Origin of the sequence: Streptomyces coffeae, assembly GCF_016741875.1 — a bacterium.
Taxonomy (GTDB): Bacteria; Actinomycetota; Actinomycetes; order Streptomycetales; family Streptomycetaceae; genus Streptomyces; species Streptomyces coffeae.
This window is the reverse complement of record NZ_JAERRF010000011.1, coordinates 86,450-100,449: the sequence shown is the minus strand read 5'-3', so window position 1 is coordinate 100,449 and position 14,000 is coordinate 86,450. Positions and strand designations below refer to the sequence as shown.

Annotated in this window: 12 protein-coding genes; 3 read left to right on the top strand and 9 right to left on the bottom strand. The window is 70.6% G+C overall.

Going from position 1 to position 14,000, the window contains the following annotated elements; all coding sequences use genetic code 11:
- Positions 1 to 24: 24 nt before the first annotated feature.
- Positions 25 to 852, bottom strand: coding sequence for a trans-aconitate 2-methyltransferase (locus JK363_RS20560; protein WP_201876429.1), 828 nt, complete (start codon positions 850 to 852; stop codon positions 25 to 27).
- Positions 853 to 985: 133 nt separating this feature from the next.
- Here JK363_RS20560 and JK363_RS20555 point away from each other — a divergent pair, with 133 nt between their 5' ends.
- The gene (locus JK363_RS20555) at positions 986 to 1,483 is read left to right on the top strand and encodes a MarR family winged helix-turn-helix transcriptional regulator (RefSeq protein ID WP_201876428.1); all 498 of its coding nucleotides are present in this window, start codon (positions 986 to 988) and stop codon (positions 1,481 to 1,483) included.
- On the opposite strand, the gene JK363_RS20550 is transcribed toward JK363_RS20555, so the two are convergent.
- The 4 genes from JK363_RS20550 to galT form a co-directional block, all read right to left on the bottom strand.
- Positions 1,442 to 2,263: a response regulator transcription factor gene (locus tag JK363_RS20550; RefSeq protein ID WP_307821803.1), complete on the bottom strand. Its 822-nt coding sequence runs from the start codon at positions 2,261 to 2,263 to the stop codon at positions 1,442 to 1,444. The two genes, JK363_RS20555 and JK363_RS20550, sit on opposite strands and share 42 nt — an antisense overlap.
- Before the next feature lie 332 nt (positions 2,264 to 2,595).
- Positions 2,596 to 3,843: a galactokinase gene (gene galK / locus JK363_RS20545; protein WP_201876427.1), complete on the bottom strand. Its 1,248-nt coding sequence runs from the start codon at positions 3,841 to 3,843 to the stop codon at positions 2,596 to 2,598.
- Positions 3,810 to 4,787: a UDP-glucose 4-epimerase GalE gene (gene galE / locus JK363_RS20540; RefSeq protein ID WP_201876426.1), complete on the bottom strand. Its 978-nt coding sequence runs from the start codon at positions 4,785 to 4,787 to the stop codon at positions 3,810 to 3,812. Before galE ends, galK begins: the two co-directional genes overlap by 34 nt.
- Complete coding sequence (gene galT, locus JK363_RS20535) at positions 4,784 to 5,827, bottom strand: galactose-1-phosphate uridylyltransferase (RefSeq protein WP_201876425.1); 1,044 nt, start codon at positions 5,825 to 5,827, stop codon at positions 4,784 to 4,786. Before galT ends, galE begins: the two co-directional genes overlap by 4 nt.
- Positions 5,828 to 6,006: 179 nt before the next feature.
- Here galT and JK363_RS20530 point away from each other — a divergent pair, with 179 nt between their 5' ends.
- On the top strand, positions 6,007 to 7,677 hold the full coding sequence (locus tag JK363_RS20530; RefSeq protein ID WP_201876571.1) for a sodium:solute symporter family protein: 1,671 nt from the start codon (positions 6,007 to 6,009) through the stop codon (positions 7,675 to 7,677).
- A gap of 25 nt (positions 7,678 to 7,702) precedes the next feature.
- Complete coding sequence (locus tag JK363_RS20525; RefSeq protein WP_201876424.1) at positions 7,703 to 8,026, top strand: hypothetical protein; 324 nt, start codon at positions 7,703 to 7,705, stop codon at positions 8,024 to 8,026.
- A 4-nt stretch (positions 8,027 to 8,030) separates the two neighbouring features.
- Here JK363_RS20525 and JK363_RS20520 read toward each other — a convergent pair whose 3' ends face one another.
- The 4 genes from JK363_RS20520 to JK363_RS20505 all read right to left on the bottom strand — a co-directional run bounded on the left by JK363_RS20520 (position 8,031) and on the right by JK363_RS20505 (position 13,838).
- On the bottom strand, positions 8,031 to 8,732 hold the full coding sequence (locus JK363_RS20520; protein ID WP_201876423.1) for a response regulator transcription factor: 702 nt from the start codon (positions 8,730 to 8,732) through the stop codon (positions 8,031 to 8,033).
- A gap of 247 nt (positions 8,733 to 8,979) precedes the next feature.
- A complete protein-coding gene (locus JK363_RS20515; RefSeq protein ID WP_201876422.1) occupies positions 8,980 to 10,800 on the bottom strand; it encodes a hypothetical protein in 1,821 nt (606 codons plus the stop codon).
- 233 nt (positions 10,801 to 11,033) lie between these two features.
- Positions 11,034 to 12,851, bottom strand: coding sequence for an ABC-F family ATP-binding cassette domain-containing protein (locus JK363_RS20510; protein ID WP_201876421.1), 1,818 nt, complete (start codon positions 12,849 to 12,851; stop codon positions 11,034 to 11,036).
- A gap of 60 nt (positions 12,852 to 12,911) precedes the next feature.
- On the bottom strand, positions 12,912 to 13,838 hold the full coding sequence (locus JK363_RS20505) for a 4-(cytidine 5'-diphospho)-2-C-methyl-D-erythritol kinase (RefSeq protein ID WP_201876420.1): 927 nt from the start codon (positions 13,836 to 13,838) through the stop codon (positions 12,912 to 12,914).
- Positions 13,839 to 14,000: the final 162 nt, after the last annotated feature.

Genomic DNA, 14,000 nt, shown 5'->3' with positions numbered 1-14,000 from the left:
GTCAGTCGTTGGGCTCCACGGCGATCACTTCTCCCTCTTACGGGCGACCACGAAGATGCGGCGGAACGGGAAGGGCGTGCCGTACGGCCGCGGCGGGTACGCCTCGCGCAGCCGCTCGCGGTACTCGGCGATGAACTCCTCGCGCGCCCCCGGGTCGTCCGCCAGCGCGGTGAGCACGGGGCGCAGTCCGGTGCCCTTGACCCAGTCCAGGACGGGGTCGGAGCCGGTGAGGGTCTGGATGTAGGTGGTCTCCCAGCTGTCGACCTCGCAGCCGAGCCCGGCCAGCCGGTCCAGATAGCCGACCGGGTCCAGAACCGCGTCGCGGTGGCGCAGCACTCCGCCGAGCCGGTCGCGCCAGCGGGGCGATTCGCACAGCTCGCGCATCAGGGTGTGGCTGGGGGCGGTGAAGTTGCCGGGGATCTGGAAGGCGAGGGAGCCGCCCGGGCGCAGGGCGGCCAGCCAGGTCGGGAAGGCGTCGGCGTGGCCGGGCACCCACTGGAGCGCGGCGTTGGAGACGATCAGGTCGTAGGTCTCGTCCGGGGCCCAGCTCAGGATGTCGGCGGAGCGGAAGTCCAGATGGCCGCCACCGGTGGTGGGACCGGCCAGCGGACGGGCCGCGTCCAGCATCTCGGCGGAGTTGTCCAGACCGGTGACCTCGGCGTCGGGCCAGCGGTCCAGGAGCAGCACGGTGACATTGCCGGGACCGCAGCCGAGGTCGGCGATCCGGGGCGGACGGCCGGAGCCGGCGGCGGGCAGCCGGGGGACCCGGGCCAGCAGGTCGAGGAAGGGCCGGGTGCGGTAGCCGGAGTGGCGCAGATACTGCTGTGGGTCCCAGTTGGGTGCGGTGCTCATGGTCGTCAAGCCCCCTGCGGGTACGGTCGGGTCGGGACGGTTGTGATCGCGCTTCCGGGCGCCCTCACCGTGCTCCAGATTATCTCTTGATGTCAAGAGACTTCATGTCGACAGACCTACTACACTGATCGCCATGGAGGACGAGGTCGATCGGCTGGTCGCGGCGTGGCGGCGGGAGCGCCCCGACCTCGATGTGGAACCGCTCGAAGTGCTCAGCCGGGTCAGCCGGCTCGCCCGCCATCTGGACCGGGCACGGCGGATCGCCTTCGCCGAGCATCAGTTGGAGCCCTGGGAGTTCGACGTCCTGACCTCGCTGCGCCGAGCGGGGGCTCCGTATCAGCTCTCCCCCGGCCAGTTGCTCACCCAGACCCTGGTGACCTCGGGCACCATGACCAACCGGATCGACCGGCTCGCCAAGAAGGGCCTGGTGCAGCGGGAGCCCGACCCCAGCGACCGGCGCGGAGTGCTGGTCCGGCTCACCGCCGAGGGGCGGGACCGCGCGGACCAGGCACTCGCCGGGCTGCTGGAGCAGGAGCACGCCATCCTCGCCGAGCTCTCCCAGGCCCAGCGTGCGGAACTGGCGGCGCTGCTACGCCAGCTGACCGCCCCTTTCGACAATTTCCCCGGCTAGGTCGACCGGACCGACCCCGGCCCGCCGGGCCAGCGCCACCGCCGCCAGGGTGGAGTGCACCCCCAGCTTGCCCAGCACATTCTGCATATGGGTGCGGACGGTGTGCGGGGAGAGGAAGAGCCGCTCGGCGACCGCCTTGCGGCCGAGCCCGGCCACCATGCAGCGCAGCACCTCGCGCTCACGCGGGGTCAGCGACTCCACCAGGCGCTCGCTCTCGGTGCGGTGCTTGCGCGCGGCCGTCAACTCCCGCAGAACACCGGTGAGCAGAGCGGGCGGCAGATGGGTCTCGTCCCGCAGCACCCCCCGGATCACCGCGAGCAGCCGGACCAGCGAGCAGTCCTTGGCCACCCAGCCGCATGCCCCGGCCTGGAGCGCCGCGGCCGCCCGGCGCGGATCGTCCCGCTCGGCGAGCACCACGGTGCGCACCCCCGGCTGGGCGGTACGGACCCCGCCGACCAGCGAAATCCCGTCCGCCGCCCGGCCGTTGACCGGACGCGCGGGCCCGCCCTGGCCCGGTGGCCGCGCCCCGCCGTACGCCGTGTCGGGCTGCGCGGGCGGCGGCACGGGCACACTGTCGCCGACCGCGGTGCCCAGATCGGCGTCGACCAGAAGGACATCGAAACGGCGCCCCTCCGCGGCGCCCCGCTCCAGACAGCGCAGCGCCGCCGGACCGCTCCCTGCCGCCGCCACGTCCACGTCCTGCTCCGCCGCGAGGGCCGCGGCCAGAGACTCGGCGAAGATGCGATGGTCGTCGACCACGAGAACCCGAATACGTGCCACGGACACCCCCCACATCGCCGGATACTTCCCGGACTGCACCGAGCATCAGTGCGGGTACGGCGCCCGGCACGGGGTCATCGCAATCCGCGCGGCCGCCGCCACGCCGTCATCACTACCCCACCCCGGGCGTCGTACCTGTACTGTCTCGCCCCCTGATGAAGCACCGGCCCCCACCGGTGCTGTGCTCAGCGTAAGGCCGGGACCCACGATCCGGGGCCGTTTCGCGAAACTGTCCGTCCTCACTTGTTTACTGTGAGTTTTGTGTTCGGTCTTGGGGAGTACGTAGACCCAGAACGGCGAAATCTGATCGAGGAGTGGCCGAGGGCATCGGGCTACAACCGCCGTGCCCCCGCGCTCGGCACCGCGGTGAAGATCCGCGGCGCCGCGTATCCGGCCCCGGCGAACGCCTCCGTGACCGCTTTGCCCACCGCCTCCGCGGCGACCTCCTCGACCAGGACGATCGCCGAGCCGCCGAAGCCGCCGCCGGTCATCCGCGCGCCCAGCGCACCCGCCTCGTTCGCGGACGTCACGACGAGGTCCAGCTCCGCACAGGAGATCGCGAAGTCGTCGCGGCAGGAGGCGTGCCCGTCGGTCAGCACCGGCCCGATGGCGCGGACGTCCCCCGCGTCGAGCCGCGCGACGACCTCCTCCACTCGGCGGTTCTCGGTCACCACATGGCGGACCCGCCGCAGCACACTGTCGTCCTGGCCCGCCCCGGCGAGCCGGGCGAGCGCCGCGTCCAGGTCCTCGATCCGCACATCGCGCAGCGCCCGCACCCCGAGCTCCCGCGCGGCCGCCTCGCATGCGGCGCGCCGGGCGGCGTACGCGCTGTCACCCAGCTCATGGGTGACCCGGGTGTCCACCACCAGCAGCCGCAGCCCCTCCGCCGCCAGGTCGAACGGCACCTGGCGGCGCGTCAGATCCCGGGCGTCGAGGAAGAGCGCATGGCCCTGGGCACAGCAGGCGGACGCGGTCTGGTCCATGATCCCGCAGGGGACGCCCACGAAGTCGTTCTCCGCGCGCTGGCACAGCCGGGCGATCTCCCCCGGCTCAAGACCCAGCTCGTACAGGTCGTTCAGCGCCAGCGCGGTGACCACCTCCAGCGCCGCGGACGAGGAGAGCCCGGCGCCGGTGGGCACGGTGGAGGTGAAGTACAGATCCGCCCCGGCCGCGCCGTCGTCGGAGTCCGGGAGCAGCCCGGCCCCGGTCAGCGCCCAGACCACACCCGCCGGATAGGCCGCCCAGCCTCCGCGGTCCCCACCCGCCCCGCTGGTCCCGGCCGGTGCCAGGTCGGCGACGCGCAGTTCGACGGTGCCGCCCGGCGCCTCCCCGGAGTGCACCCGCAGCACACCGTCACGGCGCGGGGCGGCGGCGGCCAGGCAGGTGTGGGGCAGCGCGAGCGGCATGACGAAGCCGTCGTTGTAATCGGTGTGTTCACCGATCAGATTGACCCGCCCCGGCGCCGCCCACACCCCGGCGGGATCGGTTCCGTAAACCTCGCGGAACCGGTCCACCGCCTGCCACGCCCTGTCGCTGTCGCTGTCGGTCACTCGCTCTCCCTCCGCTGTGCGAACTCCCATGCGTCCGCCACGATTCCGGCCAGGTCGGTACGGCTCGGGCGCCAGCCGAGACGCTCCTTGGCGCGCTCGGCGGAGGCCACCAGGACCGCCGGGTCGCCGCCGCGGCGGGGCGCCACGGTCTCGGGCACGGGGTGGCCGGTGACCCGGCGCACGGTCTCGATGACCTCACGGACGGAGAAGCCGTTGCCGTTGCCGAGGTTGCAGATCAGATGCTCACCGGAGGCCGCGGCGTCCAGCGCCAGCAGGTGGGCCTCGGCCAGGTCGGCGACATGGATGTAGTCACGCACGCAGGTGCCGTCGGGGGTCGGGTAGTCATCGCCGAAGACGGAGATCGTCTCCCGGCGTCCCTGGGCGACCTGGAGCACCAGCGGGATCAGATGGGTCTCGGGGTCATGGCGCTCGCCGTATGCCCCGTAGGCACCCGCGACATTGAAATACCGCAGCGAGACGGCGGCCAGGCCGTGGGCCGCGCACTCACCACTGATCATGTGGTCGACGGCCAGCTTGCTGGCGCCGTAGGGGTTGGTGGGCGCGGTGACCGCGTCCTCGGTGATCGGCACCTCATCGGGCTCGCCGTAGGTGGCGGCGGTGGAGGAGAAGACGAGGGTGCGCACCCCCGCGTCGCGCATCGCGGCGAGCAGTTCGGTGGTGCCGCCGACATTGTTCGCCCAGTACTTCTCGGGGCGGACGACGGACTCGCCGACCTGCGAGGAAGCGGCGAAGTGCAGCACCGCGTCGAAGGAGGAGTCGAGCCACTTGGCCGCGTCCTGGATACGGCCCTCGATGAACTCCGCCCCTGAGGGGACGCCCTCGCGGTGCCCGGTGGAAAGATCGTCCAGGACGGTCACCTGGTGACCGGCCTCCAGCAGATGCGCCGCGACCACGCTGCCGACATAGCCCGCACCGCCGGTGACCAGGTACTTCTTCTGCTGCGCATTGCTCACTTCTTCGCTACCTCTCGCAGTCGCTCGGCCGCGGCCTCCGGCGGCACATCATTGATGAACACATTCATGCCGGATTCGGAACCCGCGAGAAACTTCAGCTTGCCGGAAGTGCGGCGAATGGTGAAAAGCTCGAGGTGCAGAGCGAAATCCCGCCGGTCCGCCGCACTGAACGGCGCCTGGTGCCAGGCGGCGATGTACGGCGTGGACGGCTCCCCCTCCCCGAAGATCCGGTCGAAGCGCTGCAAGAGTTCCAGATACACCTGTGGAAACTCTTTGTGTGCGGCGTCGTCCAGCTCGGTGAGGTCCGGAACCCGCCGCTTCGGGTAGAGGTGCACCTCGTACGGCCAGTGGGCGGCGTAGGGGACGAAGGCGGTCCAGTGCTCGCCGTCCAGCACCACCCGCTCTCCGTGAGCCAGCTCCTCGGCCAGCACATCGTCGAACAGATTCCGACCGGTCCGCTCACGGTGAGCGGCGACGGAATCCAGCATCCGACGGGTACGCGGGGTCACAAAGGGATACCCGTAGATCTGACCGTGCGGATGGCCGAGGGTGACGCCGATCTCCCTGCCGCGGTTCTCGAAGCAGAAGACCTGCTCGACGGCGGGGAGTTGGGCCAGCTCGGCGGTGCGGTCGGCCCAGACGTCGAGCACCAGGGCGGCGCGCTCGACGGACAGATCGGCGAAGGAGGCGTCGTGGTCCGAGGTGAAGCAGACCACTTCGCACCGGCCGGACTCCCCCGCCAGCGACGGGAAGCGGTTCTCGAAGACCACCACGTCGTAGTCGGGCGCGGGGATCTCGCTCCGCCGCCCGCCCCGGGAGGGGCACAGCGGGCACTCGTCGGCGGGCGGATGGTAGGTGCGCCCCTGGCGGTGCGAGGCGATGGCCACGTCCTCGTCGAGCAGCGGGTCATGGCGGATCTCGGAGCGGGTGGTGATGGGGTCCAGCGGCCGCAGGTCGACGGCGTCGCGCACCGCGTCACCGTGCGCGTCGTAGTAGATGAGCTCGCGTCCGTCCGCGAGCAGCGTCGCCGTCTTCTTCACTCCGCCGGCTCCTCACCTTGCCATTTTCACTCAACACAACTAAACATAATGAACCACAAGCGCACAGCGACGTCAATGGAGAGTGGAGGTGCTCGGACAAAGCCGGAGAATTCGGATACCTTCACCGCACGTTTGTGGTGCATTCCGTTCACGCAATGAAGCGAGATGAAGCGAGTCACATGCACTATCTGGCCGAGGGGCTACGGCTCCCCACCAACGCACTCGACTACACGATCCTCATCCTCTACTTCGCGGTGGTCCTCGGCGTCGGGTTCGCTGCCAGACGGAGCGTGAAGACCAGCCTCGACTTCTTCCTCTCCGGGCGGTCGCTGCCCGCCTGGGTCACCGGACTCGCCTTCGTCGCCGCCAACCTCGGCGCCCTGGAGATCCTGGGCATGGCGGCCAACGGCGCGCAGTACGGCGTCTACACCGTGCACTGGTACTGGGTGGGCGCCATCCCGGCCATGGTCTTCCTCGGCTTGGTGATGATGCCCTTCTACTACGGGTCGAAGGTGCGGTCCGTCCCCGAGTTCCTGCTGCACCGCTACGGGCAGTCCTCGCATCTGCTCAGCTCGGTGATCTTCTCCGTGGCGTCCGTGCTGATCGCGGGTGTCAACCTGTACGCGATGGCGATCGTGGTGGAGGCTCTGCTGGGCTGGCCGCAGTGGGTGGCCATCGTCGTCGCGGGCCTCTTCGTGCTGGCCTACATCACCCTGGGCGGCCTCTCCTCGGCGATCTACAACGAGGTGCTCCAGTTCTTCGTCATCCTCGCCGCCCTCATCCCGCTGACCGTCGTCGGCCTCAAGCGGGTCGGCGGCTGGGGCGGACTGAAGGACTCCCTCGAGAGCTCCCACGGACCCGACTTCACCTCGGCCTGGGGCGGCACCGGCATCGGCTCCGCCAACCCGCTGGGCGCCAACTGGCTGACCATCGTGCTGGGTCTGGGCTTCTGTCTGAGCTTCGGCTACTGGACGACCAACTTCGCCGAGGTGCAGCGCGCCCTGTCGGCCAAGAACCTCTCGGCCGCCCAGCGCACCCCGCTGATCGCCGCGTTCCCCAAGATGTTCATCCCGCTGATCGTGGTGGTCCCCGGACTGATCGCCCTGGTCCTCGAACCGGGCATCGGCAGTGAGAAGAGCGGGTTGCAGTACAACGACGCGATCCCGCTGCTCATGCGCGATCTGCTGCCCAACGGGGTGCTGGGCCTGGCGGTGACCGGTCTGCTGGCCGCCTTCATGGCGGGCATGGCGGCCAATGTCTCGGCGTTCAACACGGTGTTCACCAACGACATCTGGGGCGCCTACATCCGCAAGGACCGCCCCGACGAGTACTACCTGCTGACCGGGCGGGTGGTCACCGCCATCGGGGTGCTGTTCGGCATGGGGACGGCGTTCATCGCCTCCTCGTTCAGCAACATCATGAACTATCTCCAGACCCTGTTCTCCTTCTTCAACGTGCCGCTGTTCTGCGTCTTCATCATCGGCATGTTCTGGAAGCGGGCCACCGCCGCCGCCGGGTTCTGGGGGCTGCTCAGCGGCACCGTGGCAGCGATGATCAACTATTTCTGGTTCTACAAGCAGGGCGTCATCGCGATCCCCAGCGACCAGGGCGCCAACTTCGTCTCCGCCATCGTGGCGTTTGTCGTCGGCGGTGTGGTGATGGGCGGGGTCTCGCTGTTCACCACGCCCAAGCCGGTGGAGTCGCTGGCCGGACTGGTCTACGGCACCACCTCGCCCGGGATGGCCGAGCCCCCGGCCGCGGGCGACGAGGCCTGGTACCGCAAGCCCGCCCTGCTGGGCTGGGGCGCGATCATCCTCGCGGCCCTGTGCTACGTCCCGTTCTCCCTGTGACGCCGGCCGGAAAGGAGTTCGTGCCATGAGCGACGAGTACGAGTACCAGCACCAGGTCGAGGAACTGGAGCAGAAGTCGGCGACCGCGGCCCGGCTGTTCGACGTCCGGCGGATCATCGGCGGTCTGTTCGTGATCTACGGGATCATCGTGACGATCGCCGGGTTCACCGCCTCCGACGCGGATCTGAAGAAGGCCCAGAACATCAACATCAACCTGTGGACCGGCCTGTCGATGCTGGTCGTCGGGCTGCTGTTTCTGCTCTGGATGTGGCGGCGGCCCGCGATCGCCCCGGAGCCCGCCCCCGAGCCGCCGCCGGGTCCGGCCCGGCCCGAGGACGAAGCGGCCTGACGCTTCAGGCGGGCGGCGACGCGGCGGGCGGCGACGCCCGGTGCGCCGCCGCCCGCTCCAGCAGTCCCGTACGCGCCGCCAACGCGGCCGCCTCCAGCCGCGATCCGACGCCCAGCTTCATCAGCACCCGCTGCACATGGGTGCGGGCGGTACTGGGCGCGATACCCATCCCGGCCGCGATCAGCCGGGTGTCCTCGCCCTCCGCGACCCGCACCAGGACCTCCACCTCGCGCGGGGTGAGCATCCGCAGCAGCCGTGCGCCCTCGTCGTCGGGCTGGGCCGCGGGGTTCAGCAACTCCGCGAACGCCCCCTGCAACAGCTGTGGCGCCACCGCCGCCTCTCCGGCCCGCGCCTTCATCATGGCGCGCTCCACGCCCTCGATCCGCTCGTCGTGGCGCACATAGCCGGACGCCCCGGCCGCGAACGCGGACGCTATGCCGCGCGGGCTCGGCACCGGGCCGAGCACCACCACCGCGACCTGCGGCCGCTCCTTCTTGATCCGCACCACCGGATCGAACACCCCCGGCTCGGCCGGTGTCGCCGTGCCCAGCAGACACACCTCCGGTGCCCGGCTCACCACCAGCTCCGCCGCCCCCGCGCTCGGCGCGGCCGCGGCGAGCACCCGGTGCCCGCGCAGCTTCAACGCCGAGGCGAGCGCCTCCGCGAGCAGACGGTGATCGTCGACCACCATGAGTCGCACGCCCATGAGCTCCCCCCATTCGCCCAGGGGGGAAGCTACACGCTTGTTCGACGTCGCGCGCCCCCTACCGGGAAGAAGCCCCCCGGAATGCCGAAATCCCGGCCATTCGTGCCTACTTGACATCCGGTCGGCGTCCGAATCCGACCGATGCCAGCGGTTCATGCGCCGGGGCGCATAAGCCGGCGCATACGACGGCGGCCCCGCCCGTACGGTGGGTACGGGCGGGGCCGCCGGAGGTGTGCCGGGCCGCGGGTCAGCTCGCGCCGAAGACCACGCTCAGGGGGCCGTTGTCGTAGCTCGAGGGCTTCCTGGCGTAGGTATCGGAGATGTAGAGCCGCTCACCGTCGAAGAGGAACTCCGCGGAGTCGACGCTGAAGTCCGACTCCGTCTCGGCGGACTCGGTGGGGTTCTGGAGCAGCTTGTCCTTCTCGTACGACTTGGGGTCGATCCGCCAGACCGCGCCACCCCGGGAGTAGCCGCCGTCCTGGTACGCGATCACATAGCCGTCCTTGTCGGTGCCGAGCGGCGTCATCGCGGCCTTGTCGACACCGTCGACCTTCCCGATCGCCTTGCCGGTCTTCATGCTGAAGGCGACGACCTCGTTACGGGGGCCATCGGAACTGAAGCTGCGGGCCTCCGACGGCATGAAGAGAGTGTCCGTCGCCTTGCTGATGGCGATCTTCCGGCAGCCCTCGACATTGCTGGAGTCGCACTCGGGGTCGTACTTGCCGTTGTCCGTGCTGATCTTGCCACGGACCTGACCGGCCTTGCCGCTGTCGTCGATCGCCAGGAAGTCGGAGACCGAGTTGCCGGTGTCGTCCCCCGCGTCCAGACCGATCACCAGCGGGGCGGTGGAGACGACATGCACGTACTCGATACCGGGGGAGACCTTGTACGTCGACTTCACCGCGCCCGTCTTCGGGTTCAGCGACTGGACCTCGACCCGCTCGTTGTTGTAGTCACCGCACTTGCGCACGGCGACCAGCTTCTCGCCACCCCCGTAGCCGGAGTCCTCGCACTCGTCGCTCTCCGTGGGCTTCCACAGCTGCTTGCCGTCGAGGGACCAGGCCACCCCGCCGTCGAATCCGCCCGCGGCCACCGTGCCGCCGCCGATGGTCACCTCTTCGAAGTCCATCTTGTTGTAGTCGCCCTCGACGCTCTTGTGCCAGCGCAACTTGCCCTGCTTGAGGTCGAGCAGTCCGACCTGGTTGCAGTCGCCTCCGTACTTGTCCTTCTTGGAGGGCTTGGCGTCCTGGTAGACCACCGCGGTCAAGCCGTCCTCGGTGACGTGGTCCGAGGGCCAGCACACCGCACCGCTCAGCGGTATCTCCCACTTCGGCTTGCCGCCGTCCAGCGGGTAGCCGACGACCTCGAAGGCACCGACCTTCACAAAGGTGTCGTCCGTGACCCAACTGCCCTTGACCGTGACATGGTCCTTGACCGTGGGCATCGGGACCTTGTTGAGCAGCTTGGCGTCGACCGCCTTCGGCGCGGGCTTCTTCTCGAACCCGCCCGAGGAGCCGCCGTCACTGCCGCTCGAACTGCCCTGGCTGCTCTTCTTGTCGTCGTCCTTGGCCTGGTTGTCACCCTTGTCCTTGGTGGCGAACCAGATGCCGCCGCCGATGACCAGCGCGACCGCGACCACGGCCGCCACGATGATCATCAGGCGCTGCTTGGACTGGCGGGAGCCGCCACCGCCGGGGCCCGGCGCCGGCGCACCGGGGTACTGGCCCTGAGGCGGGTAGCCGTACTGCTGTTGACCGGGCTGGAACGGCTGCTGGCCGGACGGGAACGGCGAGGCCATGCCCACCTGGGTCGGCTGAGCGTGCACCGACTGCCCCGGGCCCGGGTAGCCATAACCGCCGGCGCCCTGCGGAGGCGTCTGCGGCGCGGCCGGCGGAGACACCGGCGGAGGCGGAGGCGGGCCCTGCGGCGGCTGGCCCGGTGCCTGCGGCGCGCCATGGCCCTGCTGGGGCGCGGCGGGCGGCTGCTGCGGGTAGCCGTAACCGGGGTTCTGCGGCGCGCCAAAGCCGCCCTGCGGCGGCTGGTTGGGCGGCGGAGGCGGCTGTGACATGCGGAATCCTTCTTACGCGGGACCCAGAGTCCGACCGGCCTCCCCCGCGATCCCGGAGGTCAAAGCCCTCCAGGAAGGAGCGAATCGGACATGAGACCCGCCAGTGAACGGCAGGCAGGCGGGAGTTCTTTGTATCACCCGACGCCGACATGACCCGGGCCGGTCTCCACCTCATCGAACAGCTGAGACCAGCCCGTGACGGGACCGTTGCGGGACACGCGTCGCGCCGTCCGTCAGACGTCCTCGGCCAGCTCCAGCCAGCGGGTTTCCAGCTCCTCGCGCTCCCCCGTCAGCTCCCGCAGCCGGGCGTCGAGTTCGGCCACCTTCGTGAAGTCCGTGGCGTTCTGGGCGATGTCATCGTGCAGGGTGGACTCCTGCTCGCTGATGCGGTCCAGACGCCGTTCGATCCGTTGCAGCTCCTTCTTGGCGGCACGCTGCTCGGCGGCGGACGGACGGCCGCCCGCGGGCTGTTCGGCCGCCTTCTGCCGGGCGGGCGCGGCCGGGGCAGCGGCGGCCAGGACGCGCTGCCGCCGCTCCAGGTACTCGTCCACACCGCGCGGCAGCATCCGCAGGGTGGCGTCGCCCAGCAACGCCAGCACCCGGTCGGTGGTGCGCTCGATGAAGTAGCGGTCGTGGCTGATGACCACCAGCGATCCGGGCCAGCCGTCGAGCAGGTCCTCCAGCTGGGTCAGGGTCTCGATGTCCAGGTCGTTGGTGGGCTCGTCGAGGAAGAGCACATTGGGCTCGTCCATCAGCAGCCGCAGGATCTGGAGACGGCGTCGCTCGCCACCGGACAGATCACCGACCGGAGTCCACTGCTTCTCCTTGGTGAAGCCGAACTTCTCGCACAGCTGGGAGGCGGTCATCTCCCGCCCCTTGCCGAGGTCCACCCGCTGCCGCACCTGCTCGACGGCCTCCAGGACCCGCACGTCCGGGCCGAGTTCGGCCACTTCCTGGGAGAGGTAGGCCAGTTTGACGGTTTTGCCGACCGCGATCCGGCCCGCCTCGGGCTGGGTCTCCCCCTCGGTACGGGCCGCCTCGGCCAGGGCGCGCAGCAGCGAGGTCTTGCCCGCGCCGTTCACGCCCACCAGGCCGATCCGGTCGCCCGGCCCCAACTGCCAGGTCAGATGGCGCAGCAGCACCTTGGGCCCGGCGGTGACGGTCACGTCCTCCAGGTCGAAGACGGACTTGCCGAGGCGGGAGTTGGCGAACTTCATCAGCTCGGCGCTGTCGCGCGGCGGCGGCACATCGGCGATCAGCGCGTTGGCCGCCTCGATCCGGAAGCGCGGCTTGCTGGTGCGGGCCGGGGCGCCGCGGCGCAGCCAGGCCAGCTCCTTGCGCATCAGGTTCTGCCGCTTGGCCTCCTCGGTGGCGGCGATGCGCTCCCGTTCGGCACGGGCGAAGACGTAGTCGCTGTAGCCGCCCTCGTACTCGTGGACCACACCGCGCTGGACGTCCCACATCCGGGTGCAGACCTGGTCGAGGAACCAGCGGTCGTGGGTGACGACCACCAACGCCGAGCGGCGGGCCCGCAGATGACCGGCCAGCCAGGAGATCCCCTCGACGTCGAGGTGGTTGGTGGGCTCGTCCAGGACGATCATGCCCTGTTCGGCGATGAGGAGTTTGGCCAGCGCGATCCGGCGGCGCTCACCGCCGGAGAGCGGGCCGATGACGGTGTCCAGGCCCTGCGGGAAGGCGGGTAGATCCAGCCCGCCGAACAGCCCGGTGAGCACATCCCGGATCCGGGCGTCGCCCGCCCACTCGTGGTCGGCGAGATCGCCGATCACCTCATGGCGGACGGTGGCCGCGGGGTCGAGCGAGTCGTGCTGGGTGAGCACACCGAGCCGCAGGTCCCCGGCGTGGGTGACCCGTCCGGTGTCGGCGGGCTCCAGTTTGGCGAGGATCCGGATGAGAGTGGTCTTGCCGTCGCCGTTGCGGCCGACGACGCCGATCCGGTCGCCCTCGTTGACTCCGAGGGAGATGCCGTCGAGCAGTGCACGGGTGCCGTACACCTTGCCGACGGCTTCGACGTTGACCAGGTTGGTGGCCATCACACTCCTGTACGCGGATCGATCGACGTCCCAGGGTAGTCGCCACGGGCGACCGCCCGCTCAGTCGGCCAGCACCGTCGCACCGGGCGCCGGGCCGGACGCCGTCCGCACCGCGCGGCAGGTGCCGGAGGCGGCCAGCCCGGCGGCCACGGCTTCCGCCGCTTCGGTGTCCTTGGCGAGGAAGGCGCAGGTCGGGCCGGAGCCGGAGACGAGGGAGGCCAGCGCTCCGGCGTCCGCTCCGGCGCGCAGGGTCTCGGCGAGCGAGGGGCGCAGGGACAGCGCGGCGGGCTGGAGATCGTTGGTGACCGCGGCGGCGAGCGCGGCCGGGTCCCCGGTGCGCAGGGCCTCCAGGAGAGCCGGGGAGGGCTCGGGGTCGGCAATGTCCTCGACGGTGGCGCCGGTGCCGGACGCCTCGCGGAGCCGGTCGCACTCACGGTAGACGGCGGGGGTGGACAGTCCGCCGTCGGCGACCGCGAACACCCAGTGGAAGGCGGCGCCGGTCGCCAGGGGGTCGAGCAGCTCACCGCGCCCCCGGCCCAGCGCGGCGCCGCCGACCAGGCTGAACGGGACGTCGCTGCCCAGCTCCGCGCACAGGGCCAGCAGCTCTTCGCGGGAGCTGCCGGTGCCCCACAGCGCGTCACAGGCGAGCAGCGCCCCGGCGGCATCCGCGCTGCCGCCCGCCATGCCCCCGGCGACCGGGATGTCCTTGGCGATGTGGAGGTGGACGGCCGGGTCGACACCGTGCCGCCCGGCGAGGGCGAGCGCCGCCCGGGCGGCCAGGTTGGTGCGGTCCGGCGGCACCTGGTCGGCGTCGGCCCCGGAGACGGTGATCCGCAGGGAATCCGCGGGGGTGGCGGTGACCTCGTCGTAGAGGCCCACGGCCAGGAAGACGTTGGCCAGGTCGTGGAAGCCGTCGGGGCGCAGGCCGCCGACCGCGAGCTGGACGTTGACCTTCGCGGGGACGCGGGCGGTCACGGGGCGGGTCACGGGTGCGGGTTCCTCTCTTTTTGGGGGCTCGGTTCGCCTCCGGGGCGCAAAAGCCACTGTCGACGGTCGACCGTGCTCGGTCGCTCGTCGGCAGGACAAGGAACCGCACAGCGACGGGTGCCGCTGACTCGTCGGCGAGTGAGGCCATTGTCGCGCCTGCGA

Bases quoted from the DNA above. Each gene is read 5' to 3' on its own strand.
- JK363_RS20530 (WP_201876571.1), top strand. From the start codon at position 6,007: ATGCACTATCTGGCCGAGGGGCTACGGCTCCCCACCAACGCACTCGAC.
- JK363_RS20515 (WP_201876422.1), bottom strand. From the start codon at position 10,800: ATGTCACAGCCGCCTCCGCCGCCCAACCAGCCGCCGCAGGGCGGCTTT.
- JK363_RS20520 (WP_201876423.1), bottom strand. From the start codon at position 8,732: ATGGGCGTGCGACTCATGGTGGTCGACGATCACCGTCTGCTCGCGGAG.
- JK363_RS20510 (WP_201876421.1), bottom strand. From the start codon at position 12,851: ATGGCCACCAACCTGGTCAACGTCGAAGCCGTCGGCAAGGTGTACGGC.
- JK363_RS20555 (WP_201876428.1), top strand. From the start codon at position 986: ATGGAGGACGAGGTCGATCGGCTGGTCGCGGCGTGGCGGCGGGAGCGC.
- JK363_RS20525 (WP_201876424.1), top strand. From the start codon at position 7,703: ATGAGCGACGAGTACGAGTACCAGCACCAGGTCGAGGAACTGGAGCAG.
- galK (WP_201876427.1), bottom strand. From the start codon at position 3,843: ATGGGAGTTCGCACAGCGGAGGGAGAGCGAGTGACCGACAGCGACAGC.
- JK363_RS20560 (WP_201876429.1), bottom strand. From the start codon at position 852: ATGAGCACCGCACCCAACTGGGACCCACAGCAGTATCTGCGCCACTCC.